The organism is Halorhabdus rudnickae (assembly GCF_900880625.1).
Classification (GTDB): Archaea; Halobacteriota; Halobacteria; order Halobacteriales; family Haloarculaceae; genus Halorhabdus; species Halorhabdus rudnickae.
Map to the genome: position 1 here is coordinate 363,708 of NZ_CAAHFB010000001.1, position 14,773 is coordinate 378,480.

Consider the following 14,773-nt stretch of genomic DNA (forward strand, 5'->3'; position numbering starts at 1 on the left):
TTAATAATCCTCCAAAATGGTGGATTGAAGTATCATGGCTTTACTCGAAAACCAGGTCGCGGTCGTCACGGGCGGATCGAGCGGCATCGGTCGGAACATCTGTGAAACCTTCGCCTCAGAAGGTGCGGCGATCGTCAACGCCGACATTCGAGAGGAACCACGGGAGGGTGGAGCGCCAACTCACGAACTACTCGAAGAGGAGTACGATGTCGACGCGACGTTCGTCGAGTGTGACGTCTCCGAAAAGGCAGATCTGGAGGCGGCCGCTGCCGCGGCCGAAGAGCTCGGCGGTCTGGACGTATGGGTAAACAATGCTGGCATCTTCCGCGGCGAAGAGTTCACGGAGGTCACTGAAGACGAATTCGATCAGCTGATGGACATCAACGTCAAGGGCGCGTACTTCGGTGCCCAAGTCGCCATCGAGCGGATGGTCGAGTCCGGCGGCGGGAGTCTGATCAACCTTTCCAGCGTGGCTGGACTGGAAGGGTCCGGGGATTTCGTCACGTACTGCTCGTCGAAGGGTGCCGTCAGGCTGATGACCTACTCGCTTGCGGACAAATACGGGCCAGAAGGCGTTCGCGTCAATGCTATCCACCCTGGTGTGATCGACACCGAGATGGTGTCCGACGACGTGCCGATCATCGGCGGCGAGAGCGAGGAGGCGTTCCGCCAGCAGGTGCCGCTGCGACGCTTCGGAAAACCGCAAGACATCGGAAGCGCAGCGCTGTTCCTCGCCAGCGACATGAGCAGTTACGTCAACGGCGAGTCGCTGGCCGTCGACGGCGGGCAGACGAACACCTGAGGAGTCTGACGCCGAAGAACGTCAGCCACACACTATCGGATCGAATCGGCGCGTTTTTTAGGCCCCACTTGGCACGGGCACACATGGATACGCCCATCGAGTTCGGCACTGACGGATGGCGAGCTACCCTCGACACTTTTAGCTCGCCGCGGGTCAAGATGGTCGCACAGGCCGTCGCAGACTACCTGCGCGAAGAGGCAGGCCGTGCCGGCGATACCATCGCCGTCGGCTACGACGCTCGCGAGTCCTCACCCGGCTTCGCCGAGGACATCGCAGAGGTGTTGGCGGCCAACGGCTTCGATGTCCTGGTCCCCAAGCGGGACTGTCCGACGCCGGTGATCGCCTGGACGATTGTCGATCGGGATCTCGCCGGTGCGCTGATGCTTACTGCCAGTCACAACCCCCCGGAGTACAATGGCGTGAAGTTCATCCCCGAGGACGGCTCGCCGGCACTCCCAGCGGTGACTGAAGCGCTCGAAGATCGACTCCGGGAGCCCGACCAATTGCCGGAGGACGAACACGGCGAGATCAGGGAAGAAGACCTCTTCGAACCGTACTACGACCACGCGCTGGACCTGCTCAATCCGGACCTCGGAGATCTGACGGTCGTCTATGACGGCATGCACGGCAGCGGCCGGGGCGTGACCGACGACCTCCTAGAGCGGGCGGGTGCGACCGTCTACCGACGGCGCTGTGAGCGGGATCCGGCGTTCGGGGGGACGCCGCCGGAACCCTCCGCGGAGAACCTCGAAGGACTCGTCGCTGCCGTCGAAGAACGCGATGCCGACCTGGGCGTAGCTAACGACGGTGACGCCGACCGGATCGCCGTTGTGACGCCCGAACGTGGTTTTCTCGACGAGAACCTCTTTTTCGCTGCGATCTACGACTATCTACTGGAATCGGATTCTGGAACGGCAGTCCGGACCGTTTCGACGACGTTCCTGATCGACCGTATCGCCGAGGCTCACGGCGAGACCGTCCACGAAGTCCCGGTCGGGTTCAAGTGGATCGCCCAGGGCATGGCTGAGCACGACGCTCTGATGGGCGGCGAGGAGAGCGGGGGCTTCTCCATCCGCGGACACGTCCGCGAGAAGGACGGAGTCCTGATGGCGCTGGTCGCGGCGGTCGCAACGGCCCAGCGACCACTCGACGACCGGATAGACACGTTACTCGCCGATTTCGGCGAAATCCACCAGGACCGTCGCAATCTGGACTGTCCCGATTCGGAGAAAGGCCGCGTCATCGGAGCGATCGGCGATCGGTTACCCGAATCGGTTGCGGGCGTCGATGTCGAGGGCGTCAACGACGCCGACGGGTTCAAGATATTGTTGGCCGACGGGTCCTGGTTGCTCGTCAGACCGAGCGGAACCGAGCCAAAACTGCGGATCTACGCGGAAGCCGAGAGCAAACGGCGGACCGAAGCGCTACTTGAGGCCGGCGTCGATATCGTCGAGCCGATCATTTGAGTGAGCCGGCCGGCACTGATCGCACGGAGCAATCACCCCTGACAGGTCGGACGCTCAGTCAGAGATGTCGGATCGGGCGCTCAGTCGGCTCCGGCCGAAAGGTGTTCGCAGTGTTGTGCCTCCGCGTCGTAACAGTCTGGGCACTCCTCCCGACGCTCGACGTAACGGGTCAGTCGTGTGGCTACGTCGTCGCTCAGGGCGTGTTCGAGACGACAGGCTTCGTCGTGAAACCCCTCCGTCACGTCCAGTCCTTCGACCAGGAACCGTTCTATCAGACAGTGTTTGGCGAGTAGGTCGACGGCGCGTTCCTCGCCGTCGTCGGTGAGTGAGGCGCCACGTCGTTTCTCGTATTCGAGTAGGTTCTGGTCCTCCAGACGGGAGAGCATCTGAGTGACACTGGGTGGTGAGACGCCAAGTCGATCTGCAATGTCTCCTGTCCGGGCGGGGTCGCCGTCGCGCGAGAGGAGGTGGATTTCCTTGAGATACATCTCCACGCTCTCGCTGACCGGGGAGTCGCTGTGGTGGCTCACTGTGCCCTTCGATTGGCGTGTCGACGTAAAATACTCCGGGGTCGGCCCCGGAGTCTGCTCGCTCGATCAGTGCCCACCGCCGACCCGTGCCATTCTACCCGTTTCCAACCCGAGTGCCAGACCGACGTTGACGGCCGTCAGCCAGGTCCCAACAACAAACAGTCCTAGTGCGAGGCGGCGATTAGCCGAAACTGGCAGCGTCGGACTGATCCCGAGGGTCGCCGCCAGCGCCGTCAGCCCGCCGGCAGCACCCGACCAGCGTGCCGTCGCCCAGGCGTCGGCTCGCCCCGTTTGTGGGACCAGATCGTCTATCGAGGAACCCCATTCCGAGCGTCCAGAACAGGGCGGTCACACCGACGAACAGCGGATCAGCGACCAGCCACACGTATGTCCCGCCGCCGACTGTCACGCCGAGAGACAACCAAAGAGCCCACTGGAGCGGACGATCCATACTCCTTGCTGGTGGACCCACCCAATAGTGGCTGTGGTCGAACGAGTTGTCGTGGTAGATCGGGTTGGTTAGATAGTACCCGACAGTCGTCGAGGGCTCGCTACCACAACGGAGCCGAGTCAGGCCCGCGTGGGGGCTTCGATCGGCTGTGGACGTACGGTCACTCGCCAGGAGTGACCACACGTTCCGTCCCTACACTCGTACTGTTTCATTCCGTCACTGGTGCCAGCGTGCTCCCCCGTCGCCCCACACTTCGGGCAGTAAGCCGCTGACCGGCCGGTTATGCTTGTATTCCCCACGGTTACCGATCACATAGAACAGATATCTCATTAACGTTTTGGTTCGTTGCCGTTTCCGTTTCGTTGCGTCCGCTACGCCAATAGCCCGCGGGACAAATCCCCTTGAATGGCCAAAACCGACAGTCGGTGGCGGCATATACCATCTACCGGAAGTGCCTCCGGCTACCGGCTTGGAGATTACCCACGGGCATTTATTCGAATAGGAAATATTAAGCCCCGTCATTACCTAGCCCTGCCAATGCCAGAGGTAGTAGCGACCACGCCAGGACTGTACCCCCTGCCGAACTGGGCGAAAGACGACCTCGCGGACCTGAAAGGACACCAGCGAAGCGACCTCATTCGGGGCGACGAGAGCGGTGAGATCACCGCCGCGTACGATCGCGCTCGTGAGGACGTCCTCCAGACCCAGCAGTCGGCCGGGCTAGATCGGATCGTCGAGGGACAACTCAGGTGGGACGACATGCTGGCTCACCCGCTGGCCGTCCACGACAACGTCGAGACGCGCGGGATCGTCCGCTATTACGACAACAACAATTTCTACCGTGAACCCGTTATTGAGGGCGAGCTAACGCCGGACGGTGACGTGGCGAGCGAACTCGACGCGGCCACCGAGGCGGTCGGGGACGGACTACAGGCCGTCCTGCCGGGACCGTATTCGCTCGCGGATCTCGCGACCGACGAACACTACGGCGACGACGCCGCACTGCTCGATGGTGTCGCCGACTTTCTCGCCGGCGAGGTCGAGACGTTTCCCGATGTCGAGACGCTGTACCTGCTCGAGCCGTCGCTGGTGACCGAGCCGCCGGAAGACGGGACAGACGAGCGCGCCAGCGAGGCGATCGACGCTGTCGCGACTGCGATCGACGCCGACGTAGTCGTCCACACGTACTGGGGTGCTCTGGAGGAGAAGGTCCACGCCCATTTGCTCGACGCAAATATCGACGCTGTGGGCTACGACCTGGTGAGCGACCACGAACAGACGCTCTACAACGTCAACGAATACGGGACCAAAGACGAGGTCGCGCTCGGACTCGTCGACGGTCAGAACACGCTGGTGGAGACGCCGGCAGAGATCCGCGAGCGTATCGAGTGGTTCCTCGCGGAGACGGCCAACGACTTCGAGACGGTGTATGCAACGCCCAACACCGAGTTGTTCTACCTGCCAGTGAACAAGTTCGAAGCCAAGATCGAATCGCTTGCCGAGGCCGCAAACGAGGAGGTGACAGCATGAGCGACACGCGCGAGCAGTTCCGCCCGGACGACCACGGCAACGACCACTTCTTGTTGACGACCGTTGTCGGCTCCTCTCCAAAGCCCAAGTGGCACGACCGCGCCCGTGAACTCTTCGAGGACGAGACGGCCGACTTCGACGAAGAAGAGTGGGAAGAATCGAAGGACGACGCCGCCCGCCTCATCACCGATGAACACGAGCGTGCGGGACTGGACGTCGTCACCGACGGCGAGATGCGCCGCAACGAGATGGTCGAATTCTTCGCCAAGCGCATCGACGGCTACGAGTTCAACGGCCGTGTGAAGGTCTGGGGGCACAACTACTTCGATAAGCCGAGCGTCGTCGACGAGGTCGACTACGGCGAGTCCTGGCTCGTCGACGAGTACGAGTTCACGAGCGATGTCGCCGAGACGCCCGTTAAAGTCCCCATCACGGGGCCATATACACTTGCGTCATGGAGTTTCAACGAAGTCTACGACTCTGAGGAGGAGCTGACGTACGCGCTGGCCGACCTCGTCAACGAGGAGATCGAGGCCCTCGTCGATGCCGGTGCGCGGTACATCCAGATCGACGAGCCGGCGCTGGCGACGACGCCAGACGACCACGCGATTGTCGGCGAAGCACTCGAACGCATTGCCGAGGACGTACCCGAGGACGTCCGACTCGGACTGCACGTCTGTTACGGCGACTACTCGCGGATCTATCCCGAGATCCTGGAGTTCCCCGTCGAGGAGTTCGACCTCGAACTCGCCAACGGCGACTTCGAGCAGATCGACGTGTTCAAAGAGCCCGAATTCACGAAAGATCTCGCGCTGGGCGTCGTCGACGTCCACGACGCCGAGGTCGAGTCCGTCGAACAGATCAAGGAGAACATCAAGAAAGGACTCGAAGTCGTCCCGCCCGAACGGCTGACCGTCTCGCCGGACTGCGGCGTCAAGCTGCTCCCCCGCGAGGTCGCCTACGAGAAGATGGCCAACCTCGTCGAGGCCGCCCGCGAGGTTGAGGCCGAACTCGACGCGGGAACGATCGAGGTGCCGGCTCGCGAGTAACGGTTCGGATCCTTACTATTCGTCAACTGATTCGATCGCCTGTTTCCCGATTTCGACGACGTCACTCGGCAGTCTGTCACTCGCCTGCGCTAGATCGGCCGGAGAGAACCATTCCCACGCCTCCGGTGGCGCCTCGCCGTCGCCGGGAGCGATCTCCCGACTCTCGACCTGGCCGTAGAAGATGAAGTCGACGTGCTGGTGACCCACCTCGCCGTCGTGGACGTTGATGTCTTCGAGAAGAAAGTGCTGTGGCTGTGGGATGCTCTCGGCGGTCGCCGAGGCGAGGTCTCCCCGGGGAGCAACGAGGTCCGGTTCGAGACCGAGTTCCTCACGCACTTCCCGTTTGGCGGCCACGTGTGGTAGCTCGTCGCGGTCGATGTGCCCGCCTGGCGGCAGCCACATCTCAAGTTTGTCGTGTTCGTGCAGTACCGTCTCGCCGTCGTGGACGACGTAGACTGTCGCGACGGAGTGACGCGTCGTCTCCATGGGTGCCTTCGGGAATGCGGGAGAGTTCAACCTGCCGATCGGGCCAGCAACAGAGAAATCGAATTCGGCGGCGAATCAGGCCGTTCTGATGCCTTCCTTGGCTTCCAGCAACTCGTGATAGCGGTTGCGGATTGTGACCTCGGAGATGTTCGCCACTTCGCTGACCTCGTTCTGGGTGACTTTCTCGTTGGCCAGTAGCGAGGCGGCGTAGACGGCCGCGGCGGCCAGGCCGACGGGACTCTTCCCCGAGTGGACGCCCTCCTGTTTGGCGTTCTCCAGCAGGTCGCGGGCGTGGCGTTCGGCTTCTTCGCTGAGGTCGAGGTCCGAGGCGAAGCGAGGGACGTAACTGGCGGGATCTGCAGGCTTCACTTCCAGGCCAAGTTCACGGACGACGTAGCGATACGTCCGGGCAGTCTCGTCCTTTTCGACGCGGGACACGTTGTTGATTTCGTCGAGACTCCGCGGGTTGCCAGCCTGTCGGGCGGCCGCATAGAGGGAGGCCGTCGAGACGCCTTCGATGGAGCGACCGGGCAGGAGGTCTTCGTCGAGGGCGCGGCGATAGATGACGCTCGCGGTCTCGCGGACGTTTTCGGGGAGGCCAAGGGCGGAGGCCATGCGGTCGATTTCGCCGAGGGCCTGTTTGAGATTGCGTTCTTTGGAGTCACGCGTGCGGAAGCGTTCGTTCCAGGTACGCAATCGTTGCATTTTCTCGCGCTGTCGCGAGGACAGCGAGTTGCCGTAGGCGTCTTTGTCCTGCCAGCCGATATTGGTCGAGAGCCCCTTGTCGTGCATCATGTTGGTAGTGGGGGCACCGACGCGGCTCTTCTGGTCTTTCTCTTTGGCGTCGAAAGCGCGCCACTCCGGGCCGGGGTCGATTTCGTCTTCTTCGACGACCAGGCCACACTCGCTACAGACCGTCTCGCCCCGCTCGGAGTCCGATTGCAATGTTCCGCCACACTCCGGACAGACGTGGGTCTCGGTCTGTTCGTTCTCGCTGGTCTCTTGCTGAGTCGCTCGTTCGTGACTTCTGAGGGTCGTATCTGACATTTGTCGAGTACGTAACGGGCAGGATGCCCGAAGAACGGTTTCGCTCAACCTTCTGTTGTCACCAACAGAATTTAAATTCTTTGGTCGGCCAAAACCGGCATCCATCTCCGGATTTCCGATGGGTTACCGGGCTTTCGAAACCCTTAGTGGCAGTGGTACCCAGCGGATGGACATGAGCGAATCGGTCGTCGATCCCGATGAGGTCGAACACGTCGCGGACCTCGCACGGGTGAACTTGAACGACGAGGAACGTGAGCGCTTCAGCGAGCAGTTCGCTGATATTCTCTCGTACTTCGAGACGCTCGATGCGGTTCCCGAAGTCGAGCCGGAGGCTGAACTGACCAACGTCATGCGTCCGGACGAGGTTGAAGCGAGCCTCGATCAGGACGCGGCCCTCGAGAACGCACCCGAGAGCGAGGACGGCTTCTTCAAGGGTCCACGCGTCTCATGAGTCACAACGTCTACATCACCGAAGAGACGATCGAGGGCAGGGATGAGGGCCCGCTGGCGGGCCGGACGGTCGCCGTCAAGGACAACATCTCGACGGACGGCGTGCGCACGACTGCCGGCTCGGCCATGCTCGCCGAGTACGTCCCACCGTACGACGCAACGGTCGTCAAACGCCTGAAGGAAGCCGGTGGGACGATCCCGGGCAAGACCAACATGGACGAGTTCGGGATGGGAACGACGACGGAGACCTCGCACTTCGGGCCGACCGAGAACCCCGCCGCCGAGGGGCACGTTCCCGGTGGCTCTTCGGGTGGCTCGGCAGCCGCCGTCGCCGCTGGCGAAGCCGACCTCGCACTCGGCAGCGATACGGGTGGCTCAGTCCGGTGTCCGGCCGCATTCTGTGGCGTCGTTGGGATCAAACCAACCTACGGACTCGTCTCCCGGTACGGCCTGATCGCCTACGCCAACTCTTTAGAGCAGATCGGCCCGATTGCACCGACGGTCGAAGAAGCCGCGGAGCTTCTCGAAGTCATCGCGGCCCCCGACGATCGAGATGCGACGACGCGTGAGGCCCACGCGGAGGTCGGCGGTTCGGAACCCGAGGACATGCGCGAATACGCTTTCGCCGACGCCGCGGACGGCAACATCGAGGGTCTGGAGATCGGGATTCCCACCGAACTGCTCGACGGTGCGGACGAAGAAGTGGTCGAAACATTCTGGGATGCCATCGACGAACTGGAAGCGGCGGGTGCGAGTCATCACGAGGTCGACCTCCCGTCGGTCGAACACGCCGTCGAGGCCTACTACGTCATCGCGATGAGCGAGGCCTCCTCGAACCTCGCGCGGTTCGACGGCGTGCGCTACGGCCCGACGCCGGAATACGAGGGTAACTGGAACGAGGAGTACGCAGCTATCCGCGAGGAAGGGTTCGGTGAGGAGGTCAAACGCCGGATCCTGCTGGGCACCTATGCCCTCTCGGCCGGATACCACGACAAATACTACAAGAAAGCCCAAGACGCCCGGGCGTGGGTCAAGCAAGACTTCGATTCGGCCCTTTCGGAGGCGGACGTATTGGCATCGCCGACGATGCCAGTCCCACCGATGGAGCGCGGCGAGAGCTTGGACGATCCCCTCACGATGTACCTCGCCGACGCAAACACGACGCCGGTCAACCTCGCGAACCTGCCCGCCATCTCGGTGCCTGCGGGAGAAACGAGCGCTGGGCTGCCAGTTGGCCTCCAGTTGATCGGTCCCGCCTTCGGCGAGCGGACGATCATCCGGGCAGCCAGCACGCTGTCGTAGTACTTCGAGTGAGCGGAGCGAGACGTGACAGACCGAGCGTCTCAGAAACGCGAACGGGTGGTTTTTCGTCCAGGTTTTTGCGTGAGTGGTCCGCTACGGGGACCCGAACGGAAAAAGGTGGTCGCGCGAGCGGACGATCATTCGGGTGGCCAGCGCGCTGGACTGATCGAACGCCGACTGTCAGGAACGGTTCCTCGGTACGTCCGCCGGTTCCGCGTCGAGTACGCCCTGATAGACGTCCGTCAGTCGGTCGACGGCGTGATCGATGCTGATCGTCTCCCGACGTTCGAGACATCGCCCGCTAAGTTCCGCTCGGTCGTCAAGCGCCCGACGAATCGCATCGCGGAAAGCTTCGCCGTCTCCCTGCGGATAGGAGTAGCCGTTGACGCCGTCCTCGATGGTTTCGGCGAGCGCCCCGCTGTCGACGCCCGCAACGGGCGTCCCGCAGGCGTTGGCCTCCAGGGCGACCAGGCCCTGCGTCTCGACGGGGCTGGGGAACGCGAAGACATCAAGCGCCGAGTAAAAGGCCGGGAGTTCCTCGCGGGGGAGAAACCCGAGAAAGCGGACGTCGAGATCGGCTGCTTCAGCCCGCGCCTCGACGTCCGGCCGCGCCGGTCCGTCGCCCCCGAAGACGACCGTCACGTCCATGTCCTCGGTCGCGGCGACGATATCGGGCAGACACTTCTCGTAACCGTGCCGACCGGTGTATCCGATGATCGGGCGATCCGTCGGCAAGTCGTACCGCTGCAGGAAATCCCCGGGATCGACCGGCTGGAAACGCTCGGTATCGATTCCGTTGGGAACGACTTCGACTGTCGCCTCGATCCCGATACGATCGCGGACGTGCTCGCGCGTCCGCTCACTCGGGACGACGACCACGTCCGCACGGTCGAAGAACCAGTGCTCGTACCGCCTGGCGGTCCGTCGGATCGTCCGCTCGACGTGCTCGCCAAGCGAGACGTAGGCGGCGTACTCGCTGGTCGGCGTGTGATACGAGGCGACCAGTGGCAGGTCACGCGACCGGGCGAGTCGCATCGCGCTCATCCCGAGTCCAAAGGGCGTATGCGCGTGGACGAGATCCGGGTCGCCGACGCCGTCGGGAACCTTCGGTACGCCGACGCGGAACCCCTCGTAAAACGGGAACGGAACGCTCCTGACCGGATACTCCCGCTCGTCGGGATCGTATTCGTCCGTCCCTGGATAGACGACCGGCATGTCGCCGTCGCGCTGTCGCCAGCAGTCCCGCCAGGCCTGGATCGTGTACGTGACGCCGTTGACCGTCGGGAAGTATGTGTCAGTGAAGGCTGCGACCGACGGCAGTGTCATGACTCGACGGTTCGACGAGCGCCGATTAATGCGTTGTGCTTCGATCGGTATCGACATCGATTTCCGCGAGACGGCCCTTGCCCGGGTGATGAGTGACGATGCGGCCATTGCGGCCGAACGGATCGAAATCCTTGCGGAACAAGCCCGTTCGGCGGCGGACGCGGACGAACACGACCGCGCCAGGGAATTTGTCCGTCAATCTCGTCGGATCGCCCAGCGACACCGGCTATCGATTCCACGATCTTTCGAGCGTTTCGTCTGTGACGACTGTGACGCGTATCTACTACCGGGCCAAAACGCTCGCATACGGACCCAGGACGGTCACGTTGTCGTCACCTGCGGATGTGGTTCCCAGGCCCGGTATCCATACGACTGACGTCTCTTGGCCCGGCACACTCCTTGCGTTCCGGAAGCACGACGGACAACAATTGCGAGATGTGTGGCCAAGCTTCAAACCTGTTGGACTCCAACACCCGGAATATGAGCGATCCAATGCACGATCTGGATGTGACAGTCTGGGTCGGGAAAAACGGCATCGATGCCGTTTCTGAGGAACTCTCAGAGCAACTGGATGACCGTGACGCAGTCAAGGTCAAATTTCTGCGAGCGGCCAGAGCCGAGGGAGATACCGAGGTACTGGCTGGCGATTTGGCCGAGGCAGCGAACGGGACTGTTCTCGACACGCGAGGTCATACCGCGGTGATACAGCGATGACTGCGTCTGTCGGCGGGATGGTGTTGCAGGCTGACTCCGGGTTCATCGCGAGGCTCTTAGAAAACGCCGGCGTCCCGTATGCCGATGTCGCCGGGGCTGCGATCACGTTCGTACTGGTCGCCGTTGGGGTCTACGTCCTCGGCCGGGCGACGGTCGTCCCGCTCGCCAACCGGCTGATGCGATCCCGGGATCTGGATGCACACGCCCGCAAACCGCTCCGGAAACTCACGGGCGCGATTCTCGGGTTCGTCGCGATCGCGGTCGCGTTCGCCTTCGCGGGGTTCGGAAACATTTTGACCGCCCTGGCGACGATCGGGGCCGCTGCGACGCTGGCTATCGGCTTCGCGTTGCAGGACGTCATCGCGAACTTCGTCGCCGGCGTGTTCATCTTCACTGATCGGCCGTTCCGTATCGGCGACTGGATCGAATGGGACGGCCATAGTGGGATCGTCGAAGACATCAGTCTCCGCGTGACCCGGGTTCGTACCTTCGACAACGAATTGCTAACGGTACCTAACTCCAATCTGACTGACGGCGTCATCAAGAACCCTGTCGCCAAAGACCAGCTACGGTTGAAATTCACGTTCGGGATCGGCTACGACGACGACGTCGACAGCGCGACAGAAATCATCCTCGAGGAGGCCCAAGCACACGACGAGATCCTCGACGATCCCGGCCCCTCGGTCCGCCTCGTCGAACTCGGCGACTCTTCTGTGGGTCTACAGTCCCGCATCTGGATCACCAACCCGAGTCGCGCGGACTTCGTGAAGACTCGCGGTGAATACGTCCAGGCCGTCAAGGAACGCTTCGATGATGCCGGGATCAACATCCCGTATCCGAACCGCACCATCGGCGGCGAGCTGGAAGTGGCCAACGGCGAAGCGGTCGTCGAACCAGTCGAAGACTGAGCCCCACGCGATCGGTCTCTCCGCTTACAGCTGTTCACCGTCCAGCGCATCAAGAACAACTGGGCCATAAAACGTCCCGTCGTGCCTGAGCGTTTCCGGAGATAGCCAGTGCGCCGTGGGGGTCACGTTTAGATCCGGCTCACGGAAGTCAAAGGACGATTGTTTGCAGAGCCAATCCTCAGCGATGTCGCCTGTATAGACGCGCCATATTTCGTGAGCGGGTTCCCCATCAAACTCGAAGACATCTTCGAACGTTCCGATACAGTGACCGACGTGGAACTCGACGCCGAGTTCTTCCTCGAATTCTCGGATGACGGTGTCACGACTGTGTTCACCACATTCGACGCCACCGCCGAGCAGCCGGTAGAAGACATTCCCCGTATCCGGGTCGTCACATTCCGCAACGAGAATGTCGTCACCTCGCTAAACGATCCCAAGCGCAACCGGTCGAATCTCGCGCCAGGACATACGTCGTGCTGCTTGGGTATGGTCCTAAGTGTAGCGAAGGCTCAAAACAATCCTCTGATCTCATGAGCGGTGGCCGGGTGGCTGATACGAAGAGCAGACAGACTAACGGTGGTCGGCGGCATTCCGCAATGAGTAGGAATACCGATGAATGGGAAGTCGGACGCCCGCGATTGCCCGACGTTCGGACGCGGGGAGTCCCGCGTGCCTCCTCCACCCCGCGACCCTGCGAGCGGCAGGTGTCCAGGGGTCCGCTGCTCGCTTCCGCGCCTGGCGAGTTGCCCCCGGTTAACGACACCGGCACGCCCCTGCAGGCGATTCGGCGCCGACCGCTACCCCCGCAGGACGAGGTTTCGACGTTGGCTAACGGGGCCCACGCCCGTCTGTTCGGACGCCCCCGGGATTCGGCCCCCGCTGAAGACCATAGCGCGGGTGAAGAGCGGGGCCTAACCGCCCGGCCTAGTCCGGTCTGAAATTATTCCGGTTGCCCATAAGGGCCTTTCGGCTCGGGAATGTTGCGGGCCAGAAAAAATTCTCTTGCTTCCGTCAGAAGAGGTCCAGCTCGAAGGCATACCAGGCCGCTGCCAGGGGGACCCCACTGGCAGTGCCGAGGAGTGCGTGGCGATGGAATCTGGTAATCGAGAGGACGTCAGTCCTGGCCGTGACGGCCCAGACGACGGTCGCGGCGGTGATCACCAGCCCGAACGCCAGCGCGACTCCGGCGGCGAGGGCGGGATCAGTCCGTTCCTGGCGACCGGCTGCAAAGACAACCACCAACACGACGGCGAAGAGCCCACCCACGAGAGGGTTCAGAGCGCCCGTCGCATAATAAAGGCCGCCGCCGGATGATCCAAGCGGCATCGCTAGCGCGGCGAGAAACGCCAGACAGGCCAGTATCCCTGCAAGCGGGGCAAGACGCGTCCGATCCATATCGAGGATTGCGATCCGCCGGGTCTTAATGGCGACGCTCCGGAGACCGAAAGGCGCACAAGCCACGAGTGGTAATCCGCCGGCATGGGATTCGGTGACACTGCGAAGAAACTCCAGAAGGTGACGAGCGCCGCGGAGGACCTCTACGAGAAGATGAACCAGTTACGCGGCCAGGTACAGTCCCTCCGGGAGGAAGTCGAGACCACGAGCGAGCAGGTCGACGAGATTGAACGCGATCTGGCTGAACAGCGTGCCCTCCTCGAAGCACTCGCCACGGAGCAAGGGATCGACGTCGAAGCAGTCGTCGCTAACGTCCACATTGAGGACGCTGACGCGTCAAGCGCCGAGGAGACGGAAGTCGACGAATCACCAGCACAGTCGGCGGCCGAAACGTCTGATTCTGAGGCGGACGCGACGCAGTAGTCTTCGTTGGTCGGCAGTCACTCTACCAATCGCTGGTGTTCGACTTTCATACAGTGGTCCGCAACGACCCGATAGCCGCCATCTTCCGCCTTCTCGATCGCGTCGTCGTGGGTTATCCCCAACTGGAGCCAGATCAGCGGATCGTCCTCGCGGTCGAGCGCCGCGTCGACGATCTCGGGAACTTCATCGCTCGGCCGGAATACGTCCACGATATCGATTCTATCCGGGACGTCTGGGAGTGAGTCGTACGCTTCTCGGTCGAAGATGGTATCAGCAAAGGGGTTGATCGGGATCACATCGTAGCCCGCCTCCAGCAGGTACTTCGGAATATCGTGGGCGTCCTTCCCCGGCGTCGAGGAACAGCCGACGACGGCGATCGTGTTGCTAGATTCGAGGACCTCTCGCAGGGTTTCGTCGTCAGTGATCGGCATGTATCACGTTCCGGGTGCGGTATGAATAAGCATACCGGCGGTGGATTGACGACGAAGGATGGAGACATTTTTTACAGTGGGTGCATACAGTTTAGATGCACCCGGCAGGGCGCTTAGCTCAGCCTGGACAGAGTACTTGGCTTCGGACCAAGCTGTCGGGGGTTCAAATCCCTCAGCGCCCGTCATTTTGCGTGACGGTTAACATTTGGCCGACGGCAGTACGACGTTTATAAACCACTCCCCGCTTCGCCGATGTGATTTCATCACGTTTCGTGATGGGGTCTCCGGTGTCGTGCGATTCGCCAAGATTTGAATATCACCGATTACAGATAATTATTGTGTATCGTATCATTAGTGAGTTGAATAATAACAAGGCCAAACTCCGTTGCCAGAGACGATAACTTCGAGATGCTTGCCAGATCACTCACGACAACAGACTTCGACGCAACGGTCTAACTAGTCA

Annotated in this window: 19 protein-coding genes, 1 tRNA gene and 1 other RNA gene; 12 read left to right on the forward strand and 9 right to left on the reverse strand. The window is 62.0% G+C overall.

Annotated features, from left to right (window positions below; all coding sequences use genetic code 11):
* Positions 1–34 precede the first annotated feature (34 nt).
* Positions 35–802 (forward strand): SDR family oxidoreductase, encoded by a 768-nt coding sequence (locus BN2694_RS01815; protein WP_135662071.1) that lies wholly within the window; start codon positions 35–37, stop codon positions 800–802.
* Between the two features lie 83 nt (positions 803–885).
* Positions 886–2,268: a phosphoglucomutase/phosphomannomutase family protein gene (locus BN2694_RS01820; RefSeq protein ID WP_135662073.1), complete on the forward strand. Its 1,383-nt coding sequence runs from the start codon at positions 886–888 to the stop codon at positions 2,266–2,268.
* Positions 2,269–2,348: 80 nt separating this feature from the next.
* Here BN2694_RS01820 and BN2694_RS01825 read toward each other — a convergent pair whose 3' ends face one another.
* On the reverse strand, positions 2,349–2,798 hold the full coding sequence (locus tag BN2694_RS01825) for a metal-dependent transcriptional regulator (RefSeq protein WP_210408896.1): 450 nt from the start codon (positions 2,796–2,798) through the stop codon (positions 2,349–2,351).
* A gap of 181 nt (positions 2,799–2,979) precedes the next feature.
* Entirely contained in the window at positions 2,980–3,249 is a 270-nt protein-coding gene (locus BN2694_RS01830) for a hypothetical protein (protein WP_135662075.1), read from the reverse strand.
* Positions 3,250–3,786: 537 nt separating this feature from the next.
* On the opposite strand from BN2694_RS01830, the gene BN2694_RS01835 reads away from it, so the two are divergent.
* Both BN2694_RS01835 and BN2694_RS01840 read left to right on the forward strand, forming a co-directional pair.
* Entirely contained in the window at positions 3,787–4,779 is a 993-nt protein-coding gene (locus BN2694_RS01835) for a 5-methyltetrahydropteroyltriglutamate--homocysteine methyltransferase (protein ID WP_135662077.1), read from the forward strand.
* Positions 4,776–5,828: a methionine synthase gene (locus BN2694_RS01840; protein ID WP_135662079.1), complete on the forward strand. Its 1,053-nt coding sequence runs from the start codon at positions 4,776–4,778 to the stop codon at positions 5,826–5,828. Before BN2694_RS01835 ends, BN2694_RS01840 begins: the two co-directional genes overlap by 4 nt.
* 15 nt (positions 5,829–5,843) lie before the next feature.
* Here the strand turns inward: BN2694_RS01840 and BN2694_RS01845 are convergent, their stop codons facing one another.
* A complete protein-coding gene (locus BN2694_RS01845; protein WP_135662081.1) occupies positions 5,844–6,314 on the reverse strand; it encodes an NUDIX hydrolase in 471 nt (156 codons plus the stop codon).
* 75 nt (positions 6,315–6,389) lie between these two features.
* Positions 6,390–7,361, reverse strand: a complete 972-nt coding sequence (locus BN2694_RS01850) for a transcription initiation factor IIB (protein WP_135662083.1) — start codon at positions 7,359–7,361, stop codon at positions 6,390–6,392.
* Positions 7,362–7,533: 172 nt separating this feature from the next.
* On the opposite strand from BN2694_RS01850, the gene gatC reads away from it, so the two are divergent.
* Both gatC and gatA read left to right on the forward strand, forming a co-directional pair.
* Positions 7,534–7,812, forward strand: coding sequence for an Asp-tRNA(Asn)/Glu-tRNA(Gln) amidotransferase subunit GatC (gene gatC, locus BN2694_RS01855; RefSeq protein ID WP_135662085.1), 279 nt, complete (start codon positions 7,534–7,536; stop codon positions 7,810–7,812).
* Positions 7,809–9,113: an Asp-tRNA(Asn)/Glu-tRNA(Gln) amidotransferase subunit GatA gene (gene gatA, locus BN2694_RS01860; protein ID WP_135662087.1), complete on the forward strand. Its 1,305-nt coding sequence runs from the start codon at positions 7,809–7,811 to the stop codon at positions 9,111–9,113. Before gatC ends, gatA begins: the two co-directional genes overlap by 4 nt.
* 180 nt (positions 9,114–9,293) lie before the next feature.
* Here gatA and BN2694_RS01865 read toward each other — a convergent pair whose 3' ends face one another.
* Entirely contained in the window at positions 9,294–10,439 is a 1,146-nt protein-coding gene (locus BN2694_RS01865; protein WP_135662089.1) for a glycosyltransferase, read from the reverse strand.
* 88 nt (positions 10,440–10,527) lie between these two features.
* Between BN2694_RS01865 and BN2694_RS01870 the strand changes: the two genes are divergently transcribed.
* From BN2694_RS01870 to BN2694_RS01880, 3 genes are all read left to right on the forward strand, one after another.
* A complete protein-coding gene (locus BN2694_RS01870; protein WP_135665379.1) occupies positions 10,528–10,815 on the forward strand; it encodes a ribonuclease P protein component 4 in 288 nt (95 codons plus the stop codon).
* A gap of 104 nt (positions 10,816–10,919) precedes the next feature.
* Positions 10,920–11,153 carry a YhbY family RNA-binding protein gene (locus tag BN2694_RS01875; RefSeq protein WP_135662091.1) on the forward strand — a complete coding sequence of 78 codons (234 nt, stop codon included), beginning with the start codon at positions 10,920–10,922 and terminating at the stop codon, positions 11,151–11,153.
* Positions 11,150–12,061, forward strand: coding sequence for a mechanosensitive ion channel family protein (locus BN2694_RS01880; RefSeq protein ID WP_135662093.1), 912 nt, complete (start codon positions 11,150–11,152; stop codon positions 12,059–12,061). The genes BN2694_RS01875 and BN2694_RS01880 overlap by 4 nt, the downstream gene beginning before the upstream one ends.
* Positions 12,062–12,085: 24 nt before the next feature.
* Here the strand turns inward: BN2694_RS01880 and BN2694_RS01885 are convergent, their stop codons facing one another.
* Positions 12,086–12,421, reverse strand: coding sequence for an NUDIX domain-containing protein (locus BN2694_RS01885; RefSeq protein ID WP_244605413.1), 336 nt, complete (start codon positions 12,419–12,421; stop codon positions 12,086–12,088).
* Between BN2694_RS01885 and BN2694_RS17500 the strand changes: the two genes are divergently transcribed.
* Positions 12,335–12,595 carry a hypothetical protein gene (locus tag BN2694_RS17500; RefSeq protein ID WP_244605327.1) on the forward strand — a complete coding sequence of 87 codons (261 nt, stop codon included), beginning with the start codon at positions 12,335–12,337 and terminating at the stop codon, positions 12,593–12,595. The genes BN2694_RS01885 and BN2694_RS17500 overlap by 87 nt on opposite strands.
* 88 nt (positions 12,596–12,683) lie before the next feature.
* Here the strand turns inward: BN2694_RS17500 and ffs are convergent.
* Both ffs and BN2694_RS01895 read right to left on the reverse strand, forming a co-directional pair.
* Positions 12,684–12,997: signal recognition particle sRNA (ffs, locus tag BN2694_RS01890), an RNA gene on the reverse strand.
* A gap of 75 nt (positions 12,998–13,072) precedes the next feature.
* Entirely contained in the window at positions 13,073–13,456 is a 384-nt protein-coding gene (locus tag BN2694_RS01895; protein ID WP_135662095.1) for a DUF7548 family protein, read from the reverse strand.
* A gap of 84 nt (positions 13,457–13,540) precedes the next feature.
* Between BN2694_RS01895 and BN2694_RS01900 the strand changes: the two genes are divergently transcribed.
* Positions 13,541–13,879 carry a DUF5798 family protein gene (locus BN2694_RS01900; RefSeq protein ID WP_135662097.1) on the forward strand — a complete coding sequence of 113 codons (339 nt, stop codon included), beginning with the start codon at positions 13,541–13,543 and terminating at the stop codon, positions 13,877–13,879.
* Between the two features lie 17 nt (positions 13,880–13,896).
* On the opposite strand, the gene BN2694_RS01905 is transcribed toward BN2694_RS01900, so the two are convergent.
* Positions 13,897–14,310, reverse strand: a complete 414-nt coding sequence (locus BN2694_RS01905; RefSeq protein WP_135662099.1) for a CoA-binding protein — start codon at positions 14,308–14,310, stop codon at positions 13,897–13,899.
* A gap of 107 nt (positions 14,311–14,417) precedes the next feature.
* Between BN2694_RS01905 and BN2694_RS01910 the strand changes: the two genes are divergently transcribed.
* A tRNA-Arg gene (locus BN2694_RS01910) sits at positions 14,418–14,492 on the forward strand.
* The last annotated feature ends 281 nt before the right edge of the window (positions 14,493–14,773 follow it).

What these genes read in the sequence shown, in the direction of transcription:
- BN2694_RS01840 (WP_135662079.1), top strand. Translation starts at nt 4,776, where the DNA reads ATGAGCGACACGCGCGAGCAGTTCCGCCCGGACGACCACGGCAACGAC.
- BN2694_RS01820 (WP_135662073.1), top strand. Translation starts at nt 886, where the DNA reads ATGGATACGCCCATCGAGTTCGGCACTGACGGATGGCGAGCTACCCTC.
- BN2694_RS01870 (WP_135665379.1), top strand. Translation starts at nt 10,528, where the DNA reads ATGAGTGACGATGCGGCCATTGCGGCCGAACGGATCGAAATCCTTGCG.
- BN2694_RS01880 (WP_135662093.1), top strand. Translation starts at nt 11,150, where the DNA reads ATGACTGCGTCTGTCGGCGGGATGGTGTTGCAGGCTGACTCCGGGTTC.
- gatA (WP_135662087.1), top strand. Translation starts at nt 7,809, where the DNA reads ATGAGTCACAACGTCTACATCACCGAAGAGACGATCGAGGGCAGGGAT.
- BN2694_RS01875 (WP_135662091.1), top strand. Translation starts at nt 10,920, where the DNA reads ATGAGCGATCCAATGCACGATCTGGATGTGACAGTCTGGGTCGGGAAA.
- BN2694_RS01850 (WP_135662083.1), bottom strand. Translation starts at nt 7,361, where the DNA reads ATGTCAGATACGACCCTCAGAAGTCACGAACGAGCGACTCAGCAAGAG.
- BN2694_RS01830 (WP_135662075.1), bottom strand. Translation starts at nt 3,249, where the DNA reads ATGGATCGTCCGCTCCAGTGGGCTCTTTGGTTGTCTCTCGGCGTGACA.
- BN2694_RS01845 (WP_135662081.1), bottom strand. Translation starts at nt 6,314, where the DNA reads ATGGAGACGACGCGTCACTCCGTCGCGACAGTCTACGTCGTCCACGAC.
- BN2694_RS01895 (WP_135662095.1), bottom strand. Translation starts at nt 13,456, where the DNA reads ATGGATCGGACGCGTCTTGCCCCGCTTGCAGGGATACTGGCCTGTCTG.
- BN2694_RS01905 (WP_135662099.1), bottom strand. Translation starts at nt 14,310, where the DNA reads ATGCCGATCACTGACGACGAAACCCTGCGAGAGGTCCTCGAATCTAGC.
- BN2694_RS01865 (WP_135662089.1), bottom strand. Translation starts at nt 10,439, where the DNA reads ATGACACTGCCGTCGGTCGCAGCCTTCACTGACACATACTTCCCGACG.
- gatC (WP_135662085.1), top strand. Translation starts at nt 7,534, where the DNA reads ATGAGCGAATCGGTCGTCGATCCCGATGAGGTCGAACACGTCGCGGAC.
- BN2694_RS01815 (WP_135662071.1), top strand. Translation starts at nt 35, where the DNA reads ATGGCTTTACTCGAAAACCAGGTCGCGGTCGTCACGGGCGGATCGAGC.
- BN2694_RS01835 (WP_135662077.1), top strand. Translation starts at nt 3,787, where the DNA reads ATGCCAGAGGTAGTAGCGACCACGCCAGGACTGTACCCCCTGCCGAAC.
- BN2694_RS01900 (WP_135662097.1), top strand. Translation starts at nt 13,541, where the DNA reads ATGGGATTCGGTGACACTGCGAAGAAACTCCAGAAGGTGACGAGCGCC.